At 58.7% G+C, this 17,284-nt stretch carries 10 protein-coding genes; 6 read left to right on the top strand and 4 right to left on the bottom strand.

What is annotated here, in order from left to right:
• Window positions 1-535: 535 nt before the first annotated feature.
• On the bottom strand, window positions 536-2,203 hold the full coding sequence (locus E0486_RS14645; protein ID WP_131853081.1) for a glutamine--tRNA ligase/YqeY domain fusion protein: 1,668 nt from the start codon (window positions 2,201-2,203) through the stop codon (window positions 536-538).
• A 237-nt stretch (window positions 2,204-2,440) separates the two neighbouring features.
• Here E0486_RS14645 and E0486_RS14640 point away from each other — a divergent pair, with 237 nt between their 5' ends.
• The 5 genes from E0486_RS14640 (at window position 2,441) to E0486_RS14620 (ending at window position 7,596) form a co-directional block, all read left to right on the top strand.
• Window positions 2,441-3,028 carry an RNA polymerase sigma factor gene (locus E0486_RS14640; protein WP_131853079.1) on the top strand — a complete coding sequence of 196 codons (588 nt, stop codon included), beginning with the start codon at window positions 2,441-2,443 and terminating at the stop codon, window positions 3,026-3,028.
• Between the two features lie 11 nt (window positions 3,029-3,039).
• Window positions 3,040-3,537 (top strand): anti-sigma factor family protein, encoded by a 498-nt coding sequence (locus tag E0486_RS14635; RefSeq protein ID WP_131853077.1) that lies wholly within the window; start codon window positions 3,040-3,042, stop codon window positions 3,535-3,537.
• Between the two features lie 72 nt (window positions 3,538-3,609).
• Complete coding sequence (locus tag E0486_RS14630) at window positions 3,610-4,968, top strand: pyridoxal-phosphate dependent enzyme (protein WP_131853075.1); 1,359 nt, start codon at window positions 3,610-3,612, stop codon at window positions 4,966-4,968.
• 718 nt (window positions 4,969-5,686) lie between these two features.
• Window positions 5,687-6,478, top strand: coding sequence for a helical backbone metal receptor (locus E0486_RS14625; RefSeq protein ID WP_131853073.1), 792 nt, complete (start codon window positions 5,687-5,689; stop codon window positions 6,476-6,478).
• 47 nt (window positions 6,479-6,525) lie between these two features.
• Window positions 6,526-7,596 carry a hypothetical protein gene (locus E0486_RS14620; protein ID WP_131853071.1) on the top strand — a complete coding sequence of 357 codons (1,071 nt, stop codon included), beginning with the start codon at window positions 6,526-6,528 and terminating at the stop codon, window positions 7,594-7,596.
• Window positions 7,597-7,665: 69 nt separating this feature from the next.
• Here the strand turns inward: E0486_RS14620 and E0486_RS14615 are convergent, their stop codons facing one another.
• Window positions 7,666-10,440 (bottom strand): class I SAM-dependent methyltransferase, encoded by a 2,775-nt coding sequence (locus E0486_RS14615; protein ID WP_165917352.1) that lies wholly within the window; start codon window positions 10,438-10,440, stop codon window positions 7,666-7,668.
• Window positions 10,441-10,477: 37 nt separating this feature from the next.
• On the opposite strand from E0486_RS14615, the gene E0486_RS14610 reads away from it, so the two are divergent.
• Window positions 10,478-11,224: a PrsW family intramembrane metalloprotease gene (locus tag E0486_RS14610; RefSeq protein WP_165917351.1), complete on the top strand. Its 747-nt coding sequence runs from the start codon at window positions 10,478-10,480 to the stop codon at window positions 11,222-11,224.
• 96 nt (window positions 11,225-11,320) lie between these two features.
• Here the strand turns inward: E0486_RS14610 and E0486_RS14605 are convergent, their stop codons facing one another.
• Together E0486_RS14605 and E0486_RS19245 are read right to left on the bottom strand one after the other, a co-directional pair.
• On the bottom strand, window positions 11,321-12,337 hold the full coding sequence (locus tag E0486_RS14605) for a PorP/SprF family type IX secretion system membrane protein (protein ID WP_131853065.1): 1,017 nt from the start codon (window positions 12,335-12,337) through the stop codon (window positions 11,321-11,323).
• A gap of 10 nt (window positions 12,338-12,347) precedes the next feature.
• Complete coding sequence (locus tag E0486_RS19245; protein ID WP_131853063.1) at window positions 12,348-17,195, bottom strand: PKD domain-containing protein; 4,848 nt, start codon at window positions 17,193-17,195, stop codon at window positions 12,348-12,350.
• Between the last annotated feature and the right edge of the window lie 89 nt (window positions 17,196-17,284).

Here is a 17,284-nt window from a genome sequence, read left to right as displayed (position 1 = left end):
CCTAACCCCTTCCCGAGGGGAAGGGGAATGAAGATCCCCCGGCGGCAGCGTCGGGGGATTTTTGTGTGGCGGTGCCGGCTGATAGGACTTTGCTCACGTGAGACCGCATCGCGGCGATAACAATTGCTTCCGCGACGATGTCAGTTCGTTCCGCGGGCCCATGCGACCCTTCCGCGACGACGATAGATAGCTCCGCGGGTGCAAGAGCATCTTCCGCGGCGGCGATAGATGGCTTCGCGGTGGCAACAGATGGTTCCGCGGCAACAACAGATGGTTCCGCGGCAACAACAGATGGCTCCGCGGGTGCAAGAGCGTCTTCCGCGGAAAAATCAATACGGAACCTTATTACCGGCTCCAATACCTATTCGCATTTACCGTCAGCAAAGCGGGCGAACGGGATCGGCGCGCCGCGTAGCGGCGGCGCTTCTTCGCCTCGGGCTTCGGCCCGGGGGAACAGTATAAAAAGAAAGCCCCCGGCGACAAACGACGGGGGCTTCTTATCAGTAGCAGATTAGCAGGTTACCACATTAGCAGACTATCCCTTTTTCTGCTCCTTCGCCCAGGCATCCTTCAGGCCTACCGTGCGGTTGAACACGAGGCGGCTGTAGGTTTCCTTGCTGTCGAGCGTGAAGTAGCCCTTGCGCAGGAACTGGTAGCGCTCGTTCATCTTCGCATTCTTCAGGGCCGGCTCCGCATACACCGTTTGCAGCACCTCGAGCGAGTTGTCGTTGATATACGATTTGAAATCACCTTCTTCATTCGAAGGATCTTCCACCTTGAAGAGGCGGTCGTAGAGGCGCACTTCCGCGGTAATGTTGTTCGTGGCCGACACCCAGTGCAGCGTTCCCTTCACGTTGATGCCGGACGTATCCGCGCCGCTTTTGCTTTCGGGGATGTAGGTGCAATGCAGCTCGGTGATGTTGCCGTCGGCATCCTTGATCACCTCCTCGCACTTGATGATGTAGGCGAACTTCAGACGCACCATACCGCCTGGGAAGAGACGGAAGTATTTCTTCGGCGGGTTCTCCATGAAGTCGTCGCGCTCGATGTACAGTTCCTTGGTGAAGGGCATCTCGCGGGTCGGGCTCGAAGGGTCTTCCGGGTTGTCTTCGCCGATCAGCATTTCCGGGCCGTTGCCGTCGGCATAGTTGGTGAGTACGACTTTGATGGGGTCAAACACCACCATGCGGCGCAGCGCGATCTTATTGAGGTGTTCGCGCACGCAGAATTCGAGCAGGCCCACGTCGATCAGGTTTTCGCGTTTGGCGATGCCCACTCGGTCGCAGAAGTCGCGGAAGGCTTCGGGCGTGTAGCCGCGGCGGCGCATCCCGCTGATGGTGGGCATGCGGGGATCGTCCCAGCCGTCTACGTGCTTTTCTTCCACCAGCTGCTTCAGTTTCCGCTTGCTCATCACGGTATAGGTAAGGTTGCGGCGCGCAAATTCGTACTGGTGCGAAGGGAAGATCCCGAGTTTCCCGATAAACCAGTCGTACAGCTCGCGGTGCGGCACGAATTCGAGCGTACAGATGGAGTGGGTTACATTTTCAATGGAGTCGCTCTGGCCGTGGGCGAAGTCGTACATCGGGTAGATGCACCACTGGTCGCCGGTGCGGTGGTGATGGGCGTGCTTGATGCGGTACATCAGCGGGTCGCGCATCAGCATGTTGGTGTGCGCCATGTCGATCTTCGCGCGCAGCACCTTCTCGCCGTCTTTGTATTTACCGGCGCGCATATCGGCGAACAGCTGCAGGTTTTCTTCGATGCTGCGGGAGCGGAAGGGGCTGTCCTGGCCGGGCTCGGTAGGCGTCCCTTTGAGGCGCGCGATCTCTTCGGCCGACAGGTCGTCTACGTAGGCGTATCCCTTTTCGATCAGATTCACCGCGTATTGGTACAGCTGCTCGAAGTAATCGGAAGCATAGTGCTCGTTTTTCCATTCGACGCCGAGCCACTTCACGTCGGCCTTGATCGAATCGACGTATTCGGTCTCTTCGGTCGTGGGGTTGGTGTCGTCGAAGCGCAGGTTGGTATAGCCCGGGTATTTCTGGGTCAGGCCGAAGTTGAGGCAGATGGCCGTGGCGTGCCCGATGTGCAGGTAGCCGTTGGGCTCGGGCGGAAAACGCGTCACAATGCTTTTATACTTGCCGCTATTGAGGTCGTTCTCGATAATTTCCTCGATGAAATTCAGGGATTTTTCTTCTGACATACGCCGCAAAAGTACGCTTACGGACGTCATTGCGAGCGAAGCGAGGCAATCTGTTGCAATCGGGCTGTACGGCTCAAAAAAGCAGCTGAGCCGATGAGGTGAAGAAGGCTTCGCCTGCCGGCCTACCGGGTCGGCCGGGCGTGCCATGACGGACGGAAATGGTTTTCCTGCGCTATACTGCAACGGAATTTTACCTTTGCGGTAACCACTTCTCACAAACCGTAGTCTTATTACCGAATGCAGGCAGAAACGGCCGATACCGAGCTACTGGAGCGCGTCCTGCGGGGCGAGCAGGCGGCCTATGCGGGGCTCGTGAACCGCTACCAGGGTTTTGTGTTCACGCTGGTGCTGCGCTACGTGAAATCCCGCGAGGATGCCGAAGAGGTGGCGCAGGACGTGTTCGTAAAGGCCTTCCGGGCGCTCCCCGATTTCAAGGGCCAGTCGAAGTTCAGCACCTGGCTGTACACGATCGCCACCACCAGCGCCCTCAGCTGGCTCCGCAAGAAGCAGCTGGACGTGCGCTCGCTCGACGATGAAAGCGTGTTTGCGCGGGCCGACAATATGGACGGCGGCCTCAGCGCCAATAAGGTGGAAGCGAAGTCGCGCACCGAGATGGTCAGCCGGGCGCTCGGCCTGCTGGCCCCCGACGACGCCCAGGTGCTCACGCTCTATTATAAGGGCGAGCAGAGCCTGGAGGAGATCGCGGCCATCCTCGGTATTGAGGCCAATACGGCCAAAGTGCGGCTGCACCGCGCGCGGACGCGGCTCAAAGACAAGATGAACAGCCACTTCGCCGCGGAAGTGCGTGATCTTTACCAACCCTGAAAAGGCAAACTATGGACAGCGAACTGGAAATGGAAGCACAACTCTGGGCCTATATCGACGGGCTGGCCGACGCCGGCGCGCGCAGCGCCATCGAGCGCCACCTTGCCGACAACGAAGCCTGGCGCGCGAAGTACGCCGAGCTGCTGGACACGCACCAACTGCTGCAGGCCACCGAGCTGGACGAGCCCTCGCTGCGCTTCACCCGCAACGTCATGGAAGCCATCGCCGCCGGCCAGGTGGTGCCCGCCTCGCGGCAATACCTCAACCGCCGGATCGTGGGCGGCATCGCGGCCTTCTTCGGGCTGATGATCGCCGCGGTGCTCATCTACGCCTTCGCACAGGGCTCCGGCCCGGATTCGGCATCGGCCCTCCCCCGCATCGACCTGTCGCTGGCCTTCGCCAACCAATACGTGAACGCGTTCCTGATGCTCAACATCCTGCTGGGCCTGTTCCTCCTCGACCGCTTTCTCAGCGCCCGCCGGCGGGAGCGGCTCGAAGGTCATTCCTAGAAAAGGCAGGGTGGCATCCGCGCCTCGGTTATCCCCACCCAAATTGTTACCTTCGCGGCCTCAATACGCTTTATGGATGTAAAGAACAACATACTGGAAACCATCGGCAATACGCCGATGGTGCGCCTCAACCGCATCGTTAAGGACCTGCCCTGTACGGTTTACGCCAAGGTCGAGTACTTCAACCCCGGCAACTCCACCAAGGACCGCATGGCCCTCAAGATGATCGAAGTGGCGGAGGCGGAAGGCCGCATCAAGCCCGGCGCAACGCTCATCGAAGGCACCTCGGGCAACACCGGCATGGGCCTCGCCCTCGGCGCCATCGTAAAAGGCTACAAGTGCATCTTCGTGACCACCGACAAGCAATCGCAGTCGAAAGTGGACATCCTCCGCGCGCTCGGCGCCGAAGTGATCGTGTGCCCCACCAACGTGGAGCCCGAAGACCCGCGCAGCTATTACTCCGTGGCCGCCCGCCTCGCCCGGGAGATCCCCAACTCGCTTCACTTCAACCAATACGACAACCTGGCCAACCGCCTTGGCCACTACGAAACCACCGGTCCCGAGCTGTGGCGCCAGACCGATGGCACCATCACCCACTTTGTGTGCACTGCCGGCACCGGCGGCACCGTCACGGGCACCGCGATGTACCTGAAGGAGCAAAACCCCGATGTAAAAGTGTGGGCCATCGACGTCGAAGGCTCGCTGCTCACCAAGTATTACCGCACCGGCGAAATCGACATGAACGAGGTGCACCCGTATATCTCCGAAGGCTTCGGCGAGGATTTCGTGCCCGGCAACTACGACATGAGCGTCATCGACGCCTTTGAGCAGGTGTCGGATAAGGATGGCGCCGTATGGGCCCGCCGCCTGGCCAAAGACGAGGGCCTTTTCTGCGGCTACAGCTCGGGCTCGGTGATCGCCGGCCTCATGAAGATGAAAGACCAGCTGAAGCCCACCGACGTAGTGGTGGTACTCCTCTGCGACCACGGCAGCCGCTATGTAGGCAAGATCTACAACGACCAGTGGATGGCCGAGCGCGGCTTCTTCGAGGTGAAAACCTTCAAAGACCTCGTGAACGCCCGCGGCCGCCAGCGCCTTATCACCATCGAAGGCACCCAGCCCGTGTCGGCCGCCGTGGAGCTGATGAAGAAATACGACATCGAGCACATCCCCGTTACCAACGGCGATGGAACCATTGTGGGCGCGATCTCCGAGAACGGCCTGTTCCAGAAAGTATTCGAGAACCCCGAGATCCGCGTGCAGCGCATCGACCAGGTGATGGAGGGCTCCCTGCCTGAAGTAGCCCTCGATACACCGGTCGAAAAGATCGGCAGCCTGATCAACAAGGATTGCGGCGCCGTACTGGCCAAAGACGAAAGCGGCAACTACCAGATCGTTACCAAGTACGACGTGCTGCAGGCACTCGCATAATAAAGGTATCAAGTCCGAAGTGGGAAGTGGGAAGTACTTGATGGGACTAAACTTCCCACTTCCGACTTAACCACTTGCACAGCCGCCTTCGGGCGGCTTTGCTTTTACCGGGTATCTACAGTAGCCATTCGTAAAACAACGGTCGGGAACAATCGTATTTCTACGAAGTGAAAAATCGGAAGGCTACGAACTTTCCGGTAATAACCGAAGCAACAAAATCGAGCACTTTTGCACTTGTGTGGCCCAACATGCACCACTACTTTTGTAGCAGAAGTTGATTGGTATCCAAGTATCCAACGTCCTTGAAAAACCGAAAGTCCAATGATCCCTTGAAAGATCTGTCCAATCCAAGAAAAACCAACATCCGACACAACGCTCTTTGAAATCCAATCCATTGAAAATCCAAACTGAAATCCAATATCAGTCAACTTCCTTTTTTTTTCCAATCCTATCCAATCCTTTGAAAACAGCCCGTTGTTAATCCGTATCCAACACGAAGACCATCCAATCCTGAAAAAACCAAAGTCACAACCTCTGAATTCCACCACAGTGATTTTCGTCACCAACTTCCGGATCTTATGAAAGCAATCGAAAACGGAGTTATTCCCTCCTGTTGTCCTACAACATGAGGTTGGTGATAGTAAAAAGCCCCGGCAGTAATGTCGGGGCTTTTTTATTTTCAGGGGTTCCGTGTCCGGCCCCTTAGGTACTTTGCAGTATGGCTTCGCTCCTCGATCCGTTTGGCAACGAACTAGACCTGTCGCGCCCGCCGCGCCGCATCGTGTCGCTGGTGCCCTCTCAAACCGAGCTGCTCTGTGCGCTCGGCCTTGATGCCGAGGTGGCGGGCATCACCAAGTTCTGCATTCACCCCGACGCCTGGTTTCGCAGCAAGACCCGCGTGGGGGGCACCAAGACCGTTCACCCCGATCGCGTGCGCGCCCTGCAGCCGGACTTAATCCTGGCCAACCGCGAAGAGAATGTGCAGGAACAGGTGGAAGCCCTGGCGCGGGAATTCCCTACCTGGGTGAGCGATATCAGCACCCTCGAGCAGGCCCTCACCACCATGACCGACATTGGCCGCCTCACCCACCGCGAAGCGGAAAGCGAAGCGCTCGCGCGCCGGGTGTCGGCCGGATTCGATTCGCTGCGGCCCTTGCTGGAGAACCGTCCCTTTGCCGCCTACCTGATCTGGAAAGATCCTTATATGACCGTCGGCTCCGACACCTTCATCCACGACATGCTGGAGCGCCTCGGCGTGCAGAACCTGTTCGCTGAAAAGGCCCGCTACCCGCAGGTAGAGGTGAGCGAGCTGCGCGGCTGCGAGTTCCTTTTGCTTTCCTCCGAGCCCTACCCTTTTGCGCAGAAGCATATCGACGAACTGCAGGCTGAATTGCCGCACACACGAATCCTCCTGGTCGACGGCGAGCTATTCAGCTGGTACGGAAGCCGCCTGCTGCACACACCGCCTTATTTCGAAAACCTGCGGCGCGAGCTCGGACTCTGGAGATAATCCGCGTTCCGACGCGTTTGCACGCCGCCCGACCGTACATTAGCTCCATGCAGCTCGAACCGGAAAAGCCCTCACGGAAAAAGCCCTTCTTCCCCGTCAACAAGGAGCTTCGGCAATACCTGCGGCAGCATGGCCGCGAGATCGGTCTGCCCATCACCTACAACGACCTGCTGAACATCTCCTACTCGGTGCCGCTCAAAGACAAGCAAGGCAACGATACGTTGTGGGAGATCGCCTCTTACGACATGCGCGACTGGAATTATATCCGCGACAGCCTCGTGCAAACCTACGCCATCCTCAAAACCGAGGGCGACCTCACGTTCACGAAGCACCTCGACGTGGCGCGCATCGATTACTGCACCTTCGGCAATTCGAACCCCTTCCGCATCCGCATTGTCAACCGGTTCAACGACAATTACGACCACTATTACGTGAAGATGGAGGACGCTTCGCGGGTCTATGGCCTGGAGCTCGAGCACCTGCTGTCTCCCAACCGCATCACCTATCTCACCAACAGCGGCACGCTGGTGGAAGAGCATATTCCAGGTCTTCCCGGCGACCTCTTCATCCAGCAACACCTGGAGCTGCCGGAAACGAACCCGATCCGCCTTGCCAAAGAGTTTGTGAAGTTCAACGAGCGCTGCTTCGTGCGCCTGCTGGGCGACATGCGGAGCTACAACTTTGTAGTGAACGTCACTCCGGATATCGAAGACTATCAATACCGCATCCGCGCCATCGACTTCGACCAACAATCCTATGAGGGCCGTAAGAACCTGTACTTCCCGCAATTTTTCAAAGAGAACCGCCCCCTGGTGGAGCTGGCCCTGACCCACCTGAACCCTGATTCCATCGCGCAATACCAGGCCGAAGAGCGGACGCTGATGGCCTTCCGCGTCAGCGTGGAGCGACGCCGCCTGCTGAACCTGCTCAACATCATGGCGCGCGACAACATCTCCACCGACGAAAAGCGGAAGCAATTGCGCGAGCTGCTCGGGCAGCACTTCGACAACCCCGCTTTCCTGCGTTGCCGCACGATGGGAGAAGTGGTAAAGCTCACGCTCCGCCAGTGCCTGAAGCCGCACCTGATGCGGATTCACCTGAACCAGGGCCGCATTTGATGTCGGATGTGTGAGCCAGGATGTCTGATTTCAGATCCTGTTTGCCCCTTTCCTTGTAAGGAGCCGTGGTTAGCGCGGAAGAATGTTCACCGGCAGCACGAGCTCCCACACGTGCGGCGATGAAGCACCGACACGATCGGCCTGCAGCAAGTAACTGTACCGTACGCCGAAGCTGAGGTTGTACTCGTTCCACCAACGCGTATCGAAAAATACTTCGCCGCCTACACTGGCAAGGTCGAGCACGCGCTTGTGCTGGTAGTTGAAGTAGCGTGTGTTGTCGTAAAACGCGTTACCGCGCACCCGCGACAGGTACAGGAGGTTGGCTGCGCCAATCTCGGGGTACAGCAGCGGCAGGTGGTAATTGGCCGACAGGCGCCACATCAGCGGGTTGTAAAAGTCGGGATAGCCGCGGCTGTTGGCGAAGCGGTTGGCAAAAAAGCGCCGGCTTACCGAATCCGTCGACTGAACGCCGCCACTCAATACAATGCTGTGCGTGCGCAACAGGCCGGGTAGGAACACCGAGCCATTGCCCAGCAGCTGGTACCCATAGTCATCGAGACGGTGACGGCCGTTGCCGCTGAAGGCATAGCCAAAGCGCGGGTAGATCTGCTGACGCGTGCGCGGAAGTTGCTGGGTCCAGCTCACGCTGTGGCTCAGGTACACGCTCGAAGAGTTGGCCAGGAACGCCTTGCTGGCACCTGTTGGGCGTGCCTGGCCGTATACCGCGTCCGTACCGAAGCGCAGGTATTTGTACGTACGCCCCTTCGAATAATTCAGCGGGATATAGTAGCCCAGGCGGGCCTCCGTGTTGGAATAAGTATAGCGTCGCACGTTATCAAAAAAGCTTCGCTCGAAGGTGTAGTCGACAGCAGCAGTAATTACCGGGAACCAACCGGCATACGACGAATTGAACCCAACCGCGTGCGCGTTCTCGTTTTGGTTGTAGCGGTAATAAAGTTCATTGCTGAAGGTATTGAGCACGTTATCGCTGTACAATGAAAAGGTGAACTCCGGGTCCACGTACGTAGGTCGCCAGCTGTGCACATTGATGAGGCCGGTACTCTTCGGGTAGGGCTGCACGGGATATTCGCCAGTAGGCGTTTCGAGCAGGTTTTGCGCGCTGTCGGCGTTGGCAACGGGAAACGGCAATCCTTCCGTGCCCCACTGTCCTGCCGGCACCTCCACACGGGGCAGGCTGTCGAGCGCACCCTGCCGGATGCGGAAGCCGTTGGAAGTGAATTCCGACCAGCTCACCAGGCCGTGGGAAAGCGTCGGAAAATAATGGCCGACGCCACCGGTTGTCAGCCGGAAGACGGTATTGCTTTCCAGGTTCAGCTCATACAGGTCGTCGGTGCCGTTGAGCGAAGAAGTGAAATACACCCGTCCCTGGGCCGGGTAAAAAAAGCCGATCGTAGCTGCCGTGGCCGGAAGCACCTGCGAGAAGGTCATCGTATTGAGGTCGAGCAGGTGCATCGACATGCGGGCACTGGCGTGGCGGATACCGACCACGATGGTTTGTTCGTTTACGAATTGCGGGTGCACGAAGAGTGCGCCAACACCGGTGCGGCGGCGCTTCAGCACTTCGCCCTTCCGGTTGAGGAGGTGCAGCTCGCTCACCAGCGAATCGTTGATGTGTACGGCCACCAGCAGGCTGTCGCTGGGTGCAAAGGCCGGCGTGAAGTATTTCTGCCGGTGCGTAATGCGTTGGCGGCGGCCGCTGGCCACATCGAGCAGCATAATGTCGCTATAATCGATCAGCGACCAGCGCGGATTGGTGCTGTAGGCGGTATAAGCAATGGTGCCATGTCCGTACGACATCCAGTCTTCCGAGCTAATGTCACGCAGGGCGATGCGGTGCTCGGCACCGCCGCTGCGGAGGTAAAACGCCGGCAGGTGCTGGAAACCGCTTTTGAGGTACAGCAGGCTGTCGGTACCGATGACGCGCGGGAACTGGTAATCGGTTACCACCTCGCGCTTCGCCTGCTCATCGCGGCGGCGGCTCACCTGGTGTTGGTAGTTGCCCAATGCTTCGGTACGAAACTGCTTGAACGAGCTGCCGCTGTAGCGCTTCACCGCGCGTTGAAAAGGATAGAAAAGCCCTTTGTACGCACTGGCGTCGCCGGTCACCTTGCGCCAGAAGTCGGGGCCGTATTTTTCATACCCATAGTTGACCAGCATATAGCCGAGCGGGTAATGATTCGGTACAAGGTCTCGGTAAGAGCCGTTGCGCAGCTTCATCCAACTGTATTGGCGCCCCTCCTTCCAGAGTGCGTTGAACGTATTGAAAAAATACGGCTGGCGGCCACGGCCCTGCGGTGTCAGCCGCGTTTCCGCATACACCGCATCTCCCTCGAAGAACCAGTCGGGCACGGAGGCCGCATTTGCCAGTGCCCGCGCTTCCTGTCCGAAAAGTACGCCTGCCACGCGGCTCAGCCCGCGGTTGAACTGGTTGTATTGCTGCACGTGACGGTATTCGTGGATCACCAGCTGGTCGCTCCAGGGCAGGTTGCCGAATTCAAACAGGTTGCTTCCCGGCACGAGGTACAGCTCGCTGCGAAAGGGCGCCAGCGCCACGTAGCCGTTGGCGACCGTTGTATTGGAATGCAACACCATGCTGACGGGCCGCAAGCGGTTGCCCAGCCCGTTTTCGGTGGCCGCCATCCGGTGCAGCAGGGCGGCAATGCGCTGGGCATGCTGGGTGGTGGCCCCGGTAAAGATGATACGTGCAGTGTCGGTGCGGATCTGTAGCCAGCGGTACGAGGGCGGGAATCCGCCGAATTGCTGCGCCGATACATTTTGCAGCGAGAAGAAAAAGGCAACAGCCACGGCCAGTCGGATTTTCATAAGCAAAAGATACGCAACCTGCAAGAAATATGCCCGCATGCAACGCCGCCTTACCTTAGCGGCAATGACGGGAATGCTCCTCATCGCCCTGGCCGCCGCGCCGGGGCTCGCCATCTGCCTGTACGTTTTCAGCCGCGACGTGCACAACCCCGAGCCCAAACGATTCGTGGTGTTTAGCTTCCTGCTCGGGGCGCTGCTCACCGTGCCTGCCTATTATGCCGAAAAGACGATCTCGGGGCTGGTGCCCCGCAACGTTACCGGCATCCTGCTACAGGCCTTCTTCGCCATCGCCGTGGTGGAGGAAGGCCTTAAGTTTCTGGCCCTCCGCTACTATTGCTTCCGCCTCAGCTCCTTCGACGAACCGCTCGACGGTATTGTATACAGCATTATGGTGAGCATGGGTTTCGCTACGGTCGAGAATGTAGCCTACGTGGCTGGCCACGGCTACAGCGTACTGCTGGCCCGCACCTTCACCAGCGTGCCGGCGCATGCCTGCTTCGCAGCCATCATGGGCTATTATGCCGGGCTTGCCCAGGCAAACCCTTCCCAGAAAGGTCCGTTGTTCCGGCGCGGCCTGCTCCGGGCCATCCTCTTTCACGGCTGCTACGACTCGTTCCTGCTTCTCACCGAAAACCGCTGGCTAAAGCAATATGTGTCTGAAGCGCTCCTGCTCACCGGCGCCGTGTATTCCTTGTATGTCGCCCTGCGCCTCAGTCGCCGGCTCTTCCGCCAGCACCGCGATACATCCAAAGACCTGCACCAACCGGATAAAGAAGATGTCTGATGTCGGATGCCGGACATCCAATACTTCCTATAAAGAGGAAACGGATCGCAGTGCGATCCGTTTCCTTATCAGACGTCATACCTCCGACCTCAGCGATCAAAATCTCGGGCAATGCATCGCATTGAGCGAGGAATTATCTACGTTCTTGCGGAAGCCGACATAAGTCAGCGACAGCTCGAAGCCACCGCGGCCGAGGCTCGAAGACTTCAACTTTGAAATGTTCACGTCGTAGCTCAGCCCGAACGCAAGCCCTTTAAATTCTGCCTTGATCGTCGGAATGAGGGCGTCGTTCCAGCGAAGGAACGTGCCGGCCGAAAAGACCAGGTCAGGCATTTCCATATCGGGACCGAACTTCATATTGTACAGCAGGCCGCCGATGAGGTACTGGCTTTTGTCCTGCACCACCACATCGGAATGCACGATCAGGTTGGTGTTCTCCGCCATACCAAGCTTCAGCGCACCCGACAGCACGTATTTCGGTGCCACCTCGATGGCGCTCGACTGGAAGAAGCTGTTCTTCGGGCGCGTCAGGTGGTGCATGCCCACGCCGAGCACAAAGCTGTTGTCTTCGTTCTGCCCGAAGCCGCCATTGAGGCTGAGGCCCGCCGAACCGTCGAAGTAACGATAGCCGTTGGCGGCCAGGGGCTCGCCGTCGGTGCCGTTGTCGTAAGTATTATTGGTCGTGATCTTGCTGCGGTCGAAGCGGCGCTGCACCACACCGCCCATGAATCCGGCCGAGAGGTACATGTTGCGCTCGCTGCTCAGTGATTTATGAAAGTTGATGGCGGGCAGCAGGTGCAGGGTCTGCATGTTGCTGCTGCCGGCTTCGTCGTGAAACACCTGCATGCCGAGGGTAGCGTAGTTGTCGCCACCGCCCACTTTGATCTTGTACTCGGCATTGGCCGAAATGGTTTTGTAGGCATTGGCCACACTGTTCCACTGGCTGCGGTACACAGCCTGCACGCGGTAGTCGCCGTTGACGATACCGGCAAGCGCCGGGTTGCGGAACAGCGGTGTTTCGTAAAACTGGGAGAAGTGAACATCCTGTGCCTGCATCGTTTCAGCAGCGCACAGGGCCAGCACACCCAGGATCAGTTTTCGGACATTTTTCATATTGGTAGCGTTATTGGAGTAAGGTCAGGTCGCCCTTGACGGGGATCGTTTGGTTATTGGAGCAGATGATCTCGCAGGTATACACATATACATCGGCCGGTGCCTTGCGGCCACGCAGCATGCCGTCCCAACCCTCCAGCGGGTTGTTGGCTTTGATATTAGTGCGTTCGAACACCACTTCACCCCAGCGGTTGAACACCCGGAAGGAACGGATGCCAACGATGCCGGTGCCCCGGGGGAAGAAGATATCATTCATACCATCGCCGTTGGGCGAGAACGTGTTCGGGAAGAAGAAGTTGCCGCTGCCGCAAAGCACATTCAACCGCATGTCGTCGAAGCTGGTGCAGCCGCCGGCATTGCGCACGAGCAGCCGGTAGATCTGGTCGTGATCCGCCTTGACCACGGGGCGCGTACAGGTGGCGCAACTCAGACCGGCAGAAGGGATCCACAGCCAGCTGGTGACATCCGGCGAGGTCACCGCGCGCAAGGTATCGGTGGCGCCTGCCGAAAGGAACAGGTCCGGACCGGCATTTACCTGCGGCATCGGGAAGGCATGAACAGTAGATGTTGCTACCACGTTATTACAACCAAAGCGGTCGCTGATGGTCACCGTGTAGGTGATCACCGTATCACGGGTCGGATTCACCACCGGGTTCGGGCTGTTCGGGTTGTCGAGATAGGTGGCCGGCGACCAAACGTAGGTATCACCACCGCTTGTATGTAGCTGTAGTGTGCTGCCCACGCAAAGCGAGTCGCGGAGTACCGGCGGCACATAAGTAAAGGCCTGGTGCACGACCACATGTACCGAGTCGAGCTTCTGGCAGCCGTTTGCATCGATGCCGGTCACAAAGTAGGTCTGGTCGGCGATGGGGTTTACCGAAGGGTTCGGGCAGTTCGTGCAGCTGAGCGAAGGATCCGGCGCCCAGACATAGTTCAGCCCACCGCTGGGTTGCAGGATGATCGCGTTGCCGCGGCAAAGCGCCGTATCCAGGCCCGCGTCGATCAGCGGCAGGGCATGAACGGTAACGGCACGAACGGCGGTGTCGCGGCAACCATTGGCGTCGAGCACGAAGGCGGTGTCTGTAAAGACGCCGGGCGTATTGAACACCTGGTTGCCGGGGTTTTGCACGGACGCCGTGTTACCGTTGCCGAAGTTCCAGCTCCAGGTAAGCGTTCCGGGCGCCGGGTTCCGCAGGATGGTACCACCGAAGTTGATCGTTGTCGGAACGCAGCCTTCAGCCGTTGCCGGCGTGATGTCGATCTGTGGCGATACGTGAACGGTGATGCTTTGCGTGCTGGCCGTGCCCGAGCAACCGGCTTGCGTCGTGTTGGTAAGCGTGGCGGTGAAGGTGCCCGGGGTCGTGTAATGATGTGTCGGGTTTTGCGCGTCTACTGTGGGCGAGCCGTCTCCGAAGTCCCAAACCCAGTTCGTAATGACGTCGTTGGAAAGGGACGTTCCGCTAAAGTTTACGTAGCCCGAATCACAAAGAGCAAGCGTGCTGGCGCTCGCCGCCGGGAATACTTTATACGAATGAATGAGGTCATTACCGAAGATGGAAACGGTACAACCCGTGTTGTCCTTCAGAATGATACGCGGCAGGAAAGAACCGGTATCGGTGAAGTTGTGTTGCTGCAGGTTGTCGGTCGAAGGCACCCACAGGGTATTGCCGTCGCCGAAGTCCCAGATAAGCGAATCTGAGTGCGTAGAGGTAGTAGTGAAAGAGACCGCCACCGGCGTGCAGCCGGAGAGCGGGTTGTAAGTCAGCGATCCCTGCGGCCCCTGTATTTCTACGGTTTTGGTGATCTGGTCCGTACAGCCGCCGGGGCCGGTTACGGTCAGCGTCACCGGGTAGTTGCCGGCAAGGTTGTAGATCTTATACGCGGTATCGCGCAATGAAGAAGTGCTGCCGTCGCCGAAGTCCCACACCTGGCTGGTGAAGTCGGTAGAGCGGTTAACGAAGGTATCTTTCAGCGGCGGGCAGTTGGCAAACAGTGACGACGCAGTGAAATCGGCATGGGGGAAGGTGATGTTGATAAAGTTGGGACGTGTTTGCGTGGCGGTACAGCCATACTGGTCGGTCACTGTCAGCGTTACCGTATACTGGCCGGTAGCCGCGTAGTTGTGGGTCGGGTTCAGCTGGTTCGAGTGTGTGGAGGCATCACCGAAATCCCAATCGTGGGTCAGCGGTGCCGAGCCGGTCGAGTTGTTGGTGAACGAAATTGGGCGGTTGGTGCAGGTCAGCAGGTCCGTTGAGGTGAAGTCTGCCGTCGGCTTCGAAAGGATTACCGCGTTGGTGGCGGTATAGAAGCCGGAACAACCGGCCGCATCGCGCACTTCGAGCTGCACGGTGTAAGTACCGGCGTTGTCGTAATGGTGCAGTAGCGGGCTGCTGTTGTCGGTTACGTTGGGTGTGCCGTCGCCAAAGGTCCAGACCGCCGCCACGATCGGGGAAACACCATCGTCGGTAGAGAGATTCGTAAAGGAAACGTCGTTGCCGCCGGGCTGCAGGCAGGCGATCAGGTTACCGGGGTTGAAGTTGGCATACGGGCCGGACACCTGCACGTTGTGGGTGACCACATCGGTACAACCGTTGAGATCAGTGATGTTGAGCGACACCGTATAGGTGTTGATCGACGAATAAGCGTGCGTTGCGCTGCCGGCTGTGGCCGCCGTGCTGGCGTCTCCGAAATCCCAGAGCCAGCTGCTCACGTTGGCCGGGTTGGCCGAAGCCGTAAAGGTGAACGGTGCGCCTTTGCAATTCGTAGCAGACGATAGCGTGAAAGCGGCCGTCTCCCCTACTACCCGCACGGGGTGTTGTACCGTGTTTGTACAGGTTCCGTTGGTTACAACGAGCGTGACTGTATAAAGACCGGAGGCCGTATAGGTATGCGAAGGGTTCGCCTGGTTCGAATGTGTTGAGCCATCGCCGAAGTCCCAATCGTAGGTCAGCGGCTGGAGCGGGTCGACCACCGATTGGTTCGTGAAGGTCTTCGTCAGCTTGTCGGCGCAGGTGCCGTCGGCCGTAAAGCGGGCGATCGGAGGCAGCACGTGTACCAGGTTGTTCTGAACGAGCGTATCGCGGCAGGCGCCATTAATGGCGATCAACGTCACGGTGAACAAGCCCGTATCGGCGTAGATGTAGCTGGGGTTGGGCAGCGAAGAAATACCGCCGTCACCGAAGTTCCACTGGTAACCGGTGGTTCCGGTGGTACCTGTCGTATTGTTCGTGAACTGAACAGCCTGGGTAGCGCACACGTTGGTGGGCAGTGCCGAAAAGGCCGCCGTCGGACGCGCGCCCGTCACCACGGCGTTGGTCATCGTCACGGTGTTGGAACAACCGCTGACGGTGGTCACGGTCAGCGTGACGGTATAGTTGCCGTTTGTATTGTAGGTGTAGGTAGGATTCTGCACGTTGGAAGTGCCACCGTCGCCAAAGGTCCACGCATAGGAAGTCACCGCTTCGTTGGTCTGCACCGTCGGAACCGGCTCGATCGTCAGGGGCGAGCAGCCGCCTTTGGGTAGGCCGGCGATGCTGATCTGGGGTTTCTGCACCGAGATGTAACCGGGTTTGGTGATCGTTTCCGTACAACCGTTGGCGCTCGTTACCGTAAGGGTTACCGTATAAAAACCGGTGCTGCTGTAGGTGTGCGCGGGGTTGGCCAGTGAGGAAGTGCCGCCGTCGCCGAAGGTCCAGGCGTAGGTAGCGGCGCCCGTGGTTGTCGAGGTAAAGTTGACGGTCAGCGGCGCGGCGCAGGCTACCGTTTGCGGCGCACTAAAGTCAGCCGTCGGCTTCGGAAGCACGGTAACCGTATGGGTAATAAAATCGGAGCAGCCGCCACCGAACTGGTTGGTCAGCTTGATGGTGTAAGTGCCAGGGGTGGCGTACGATTTCACCGGCAGGGCGTCTGTGGAAGTGGTGGCATCGCCAAAATCCCAGGTCTGCGATGCGGCTACAGGAGCCGAACCGTTGGTCAGTGTGATGGGCTGGCCCACGCAAACCGGCGATGCTACGGTAAAGGCCGTGGTAGAACCGACGTTCACGAGCGCGGTCTTCGTGACCACGTCGGAACAGGTAAAGGCGTTGGTCACCGTCAGCTTAACTGAATAAGTGCCTGCTGTTGTGTACGTATGGGAAGGGTTCGCCTGTGTCGATGTGCCGCCGTCGCCGAAATCCCAGGCGTACGTATTGCCTGTGCCGGTCGACTGGTTGGTGAAGTTCACCGTAAAGGGAATGGTACAGTTGGACGGCGTACTGTTGATAAAAGCAGCCACCGGCTTGGTGCCCACCTTGATGTACTGGTCTTTGGTCAGCGCCTTGCTGCAACCGCTGCTGTTAGTGACGAGCAAGGTGACGGTGTACAGGCCGGGCGTGTTGTACACGTGCGACGGGTTCGCCACGTTCGAAGGGTTACCGTCGCCCAGGTCCCAGCTGTAGGACACGATCGGCGTAGAGGAAGCAACGGTGCTGGTGAAGGTGGTGTTCATCGGCGCACAGCCGTTGATGTTGTTGCCCGCGAAGTCTACAGTCGGGCTGGGGAGCACCGTGATGTAATCGGTCTTGATCACCTCGTCGGTACCATTGGAGTTCGTCACCAGCAGTTTTACCGTGTAGGTGCCGGGGTTGATATAGGTCGTGGAAGGACTGCGCAGGGTCGAAATGACACCGTTGCCGAGGTCCCAGAGCCAGCTGGTCGGCACGCCGGCGGACGTGTCAATGAAGTTAACGACGATCGGGGCACAACCGGTCCGGGGCGTCGCCGTGAATCCGGCGCGAAGCTGGGCCTGGACAGTGCCGGCGCCCAGCAGGAAAAGAATGGCTAGCAGCCAGGTCCGCAGGGGTCTGAATTCGTTACGCATAAGGTTAGTTTGGTGTTTTTCGGCCGGAAGGCTCCTCCTTCCGCTTGGTTGCCTTCGGGGGCGGACCGGTCCGGTCAGACACCATGCTG

Source organism: Flaviaesturariibacter aridisoli, assembly GCF_004343705.1.
Lineage (GTDB): Bacteria > Bacteroidota > Bacteroidia > Chitinophagales > Chitinophagaceae > Flavisolibacter > Flavisolibacter aridisoli.
The sequence above is the reverse complement of the archived record's forward strand: the minus strand, read 5'-3'. Positions and strand labels throughout refer to the sequence as shown.

Coding starts and splice junctions, on each gene's coding strand:
- E0486_RS14610 (WP_165917351.1), top strand. CDS start 10,478: ATGCAACGCCGCCTTACCTTAGCGGCAATGACGGGAATGCTCCTCATC.
- E0486_RS14615 (WP_165917352.1), bottom strand. CDS start 10,440: ATGAAAATCCGACTGGCCGTGGCTGTTGCCTTTTTCTTCTCGCTGCAA.
- E0486_RS14635 (WP_131853077.1), top strand. CDS start 3,040: ATGGACAGCGAACTGGAAATGGAAGCACAACTCTGGGCCTATATCGAC.
- E0486_RS14625 (WP_131853073.1), top strand. CDS start 5,687: ATGGCTTCGCTCCTCGATCCGTTTGGCAACGAACTAGACCTGTCGCGC.
- E0486_RS14620 (WP_131853071.1), top strand. CDS start 6,526: ATGCAGCTCGAACCGGAAAAGCCCTCACGGAAAAAGCCCTTCTTCCCC.
- E0486_RS14630 (WP_131853075.1), top strand. CDS start 3,610: ATGGATGTAAAGAACAACATACTGGAAACCATCGGCAATACGCCGATG.
- E0486_RS14605 (WP_131853065.1), bottom strand. CDS start 12,337: ATGAAAAATGTCCGAAAACTGATCCTGGGTGTGCTGGCCCTGTGCGCT.
- E0486_RS19245 (WP_131853063.1), bottom strand. CDS start 17,195: ATGCGTAACGAATTCAGACCCCTGCGGACCTGGCTGCTAGCCATTCTT.
- E0486_RS14645 (WP_131853081.1), bottom strand. CDS start 2,203: ATGTCAGAAGAAAAATCCCTGAATTTCATCGAGGAAATTATCGAGAAC.
- E0486_RS14640 (WP_131853079.1), top strand. CDS start 2,441: ATGCAGGCAGAAACGGCCGATACCGAGCTACTGGAGCGCGTCCTGCGG.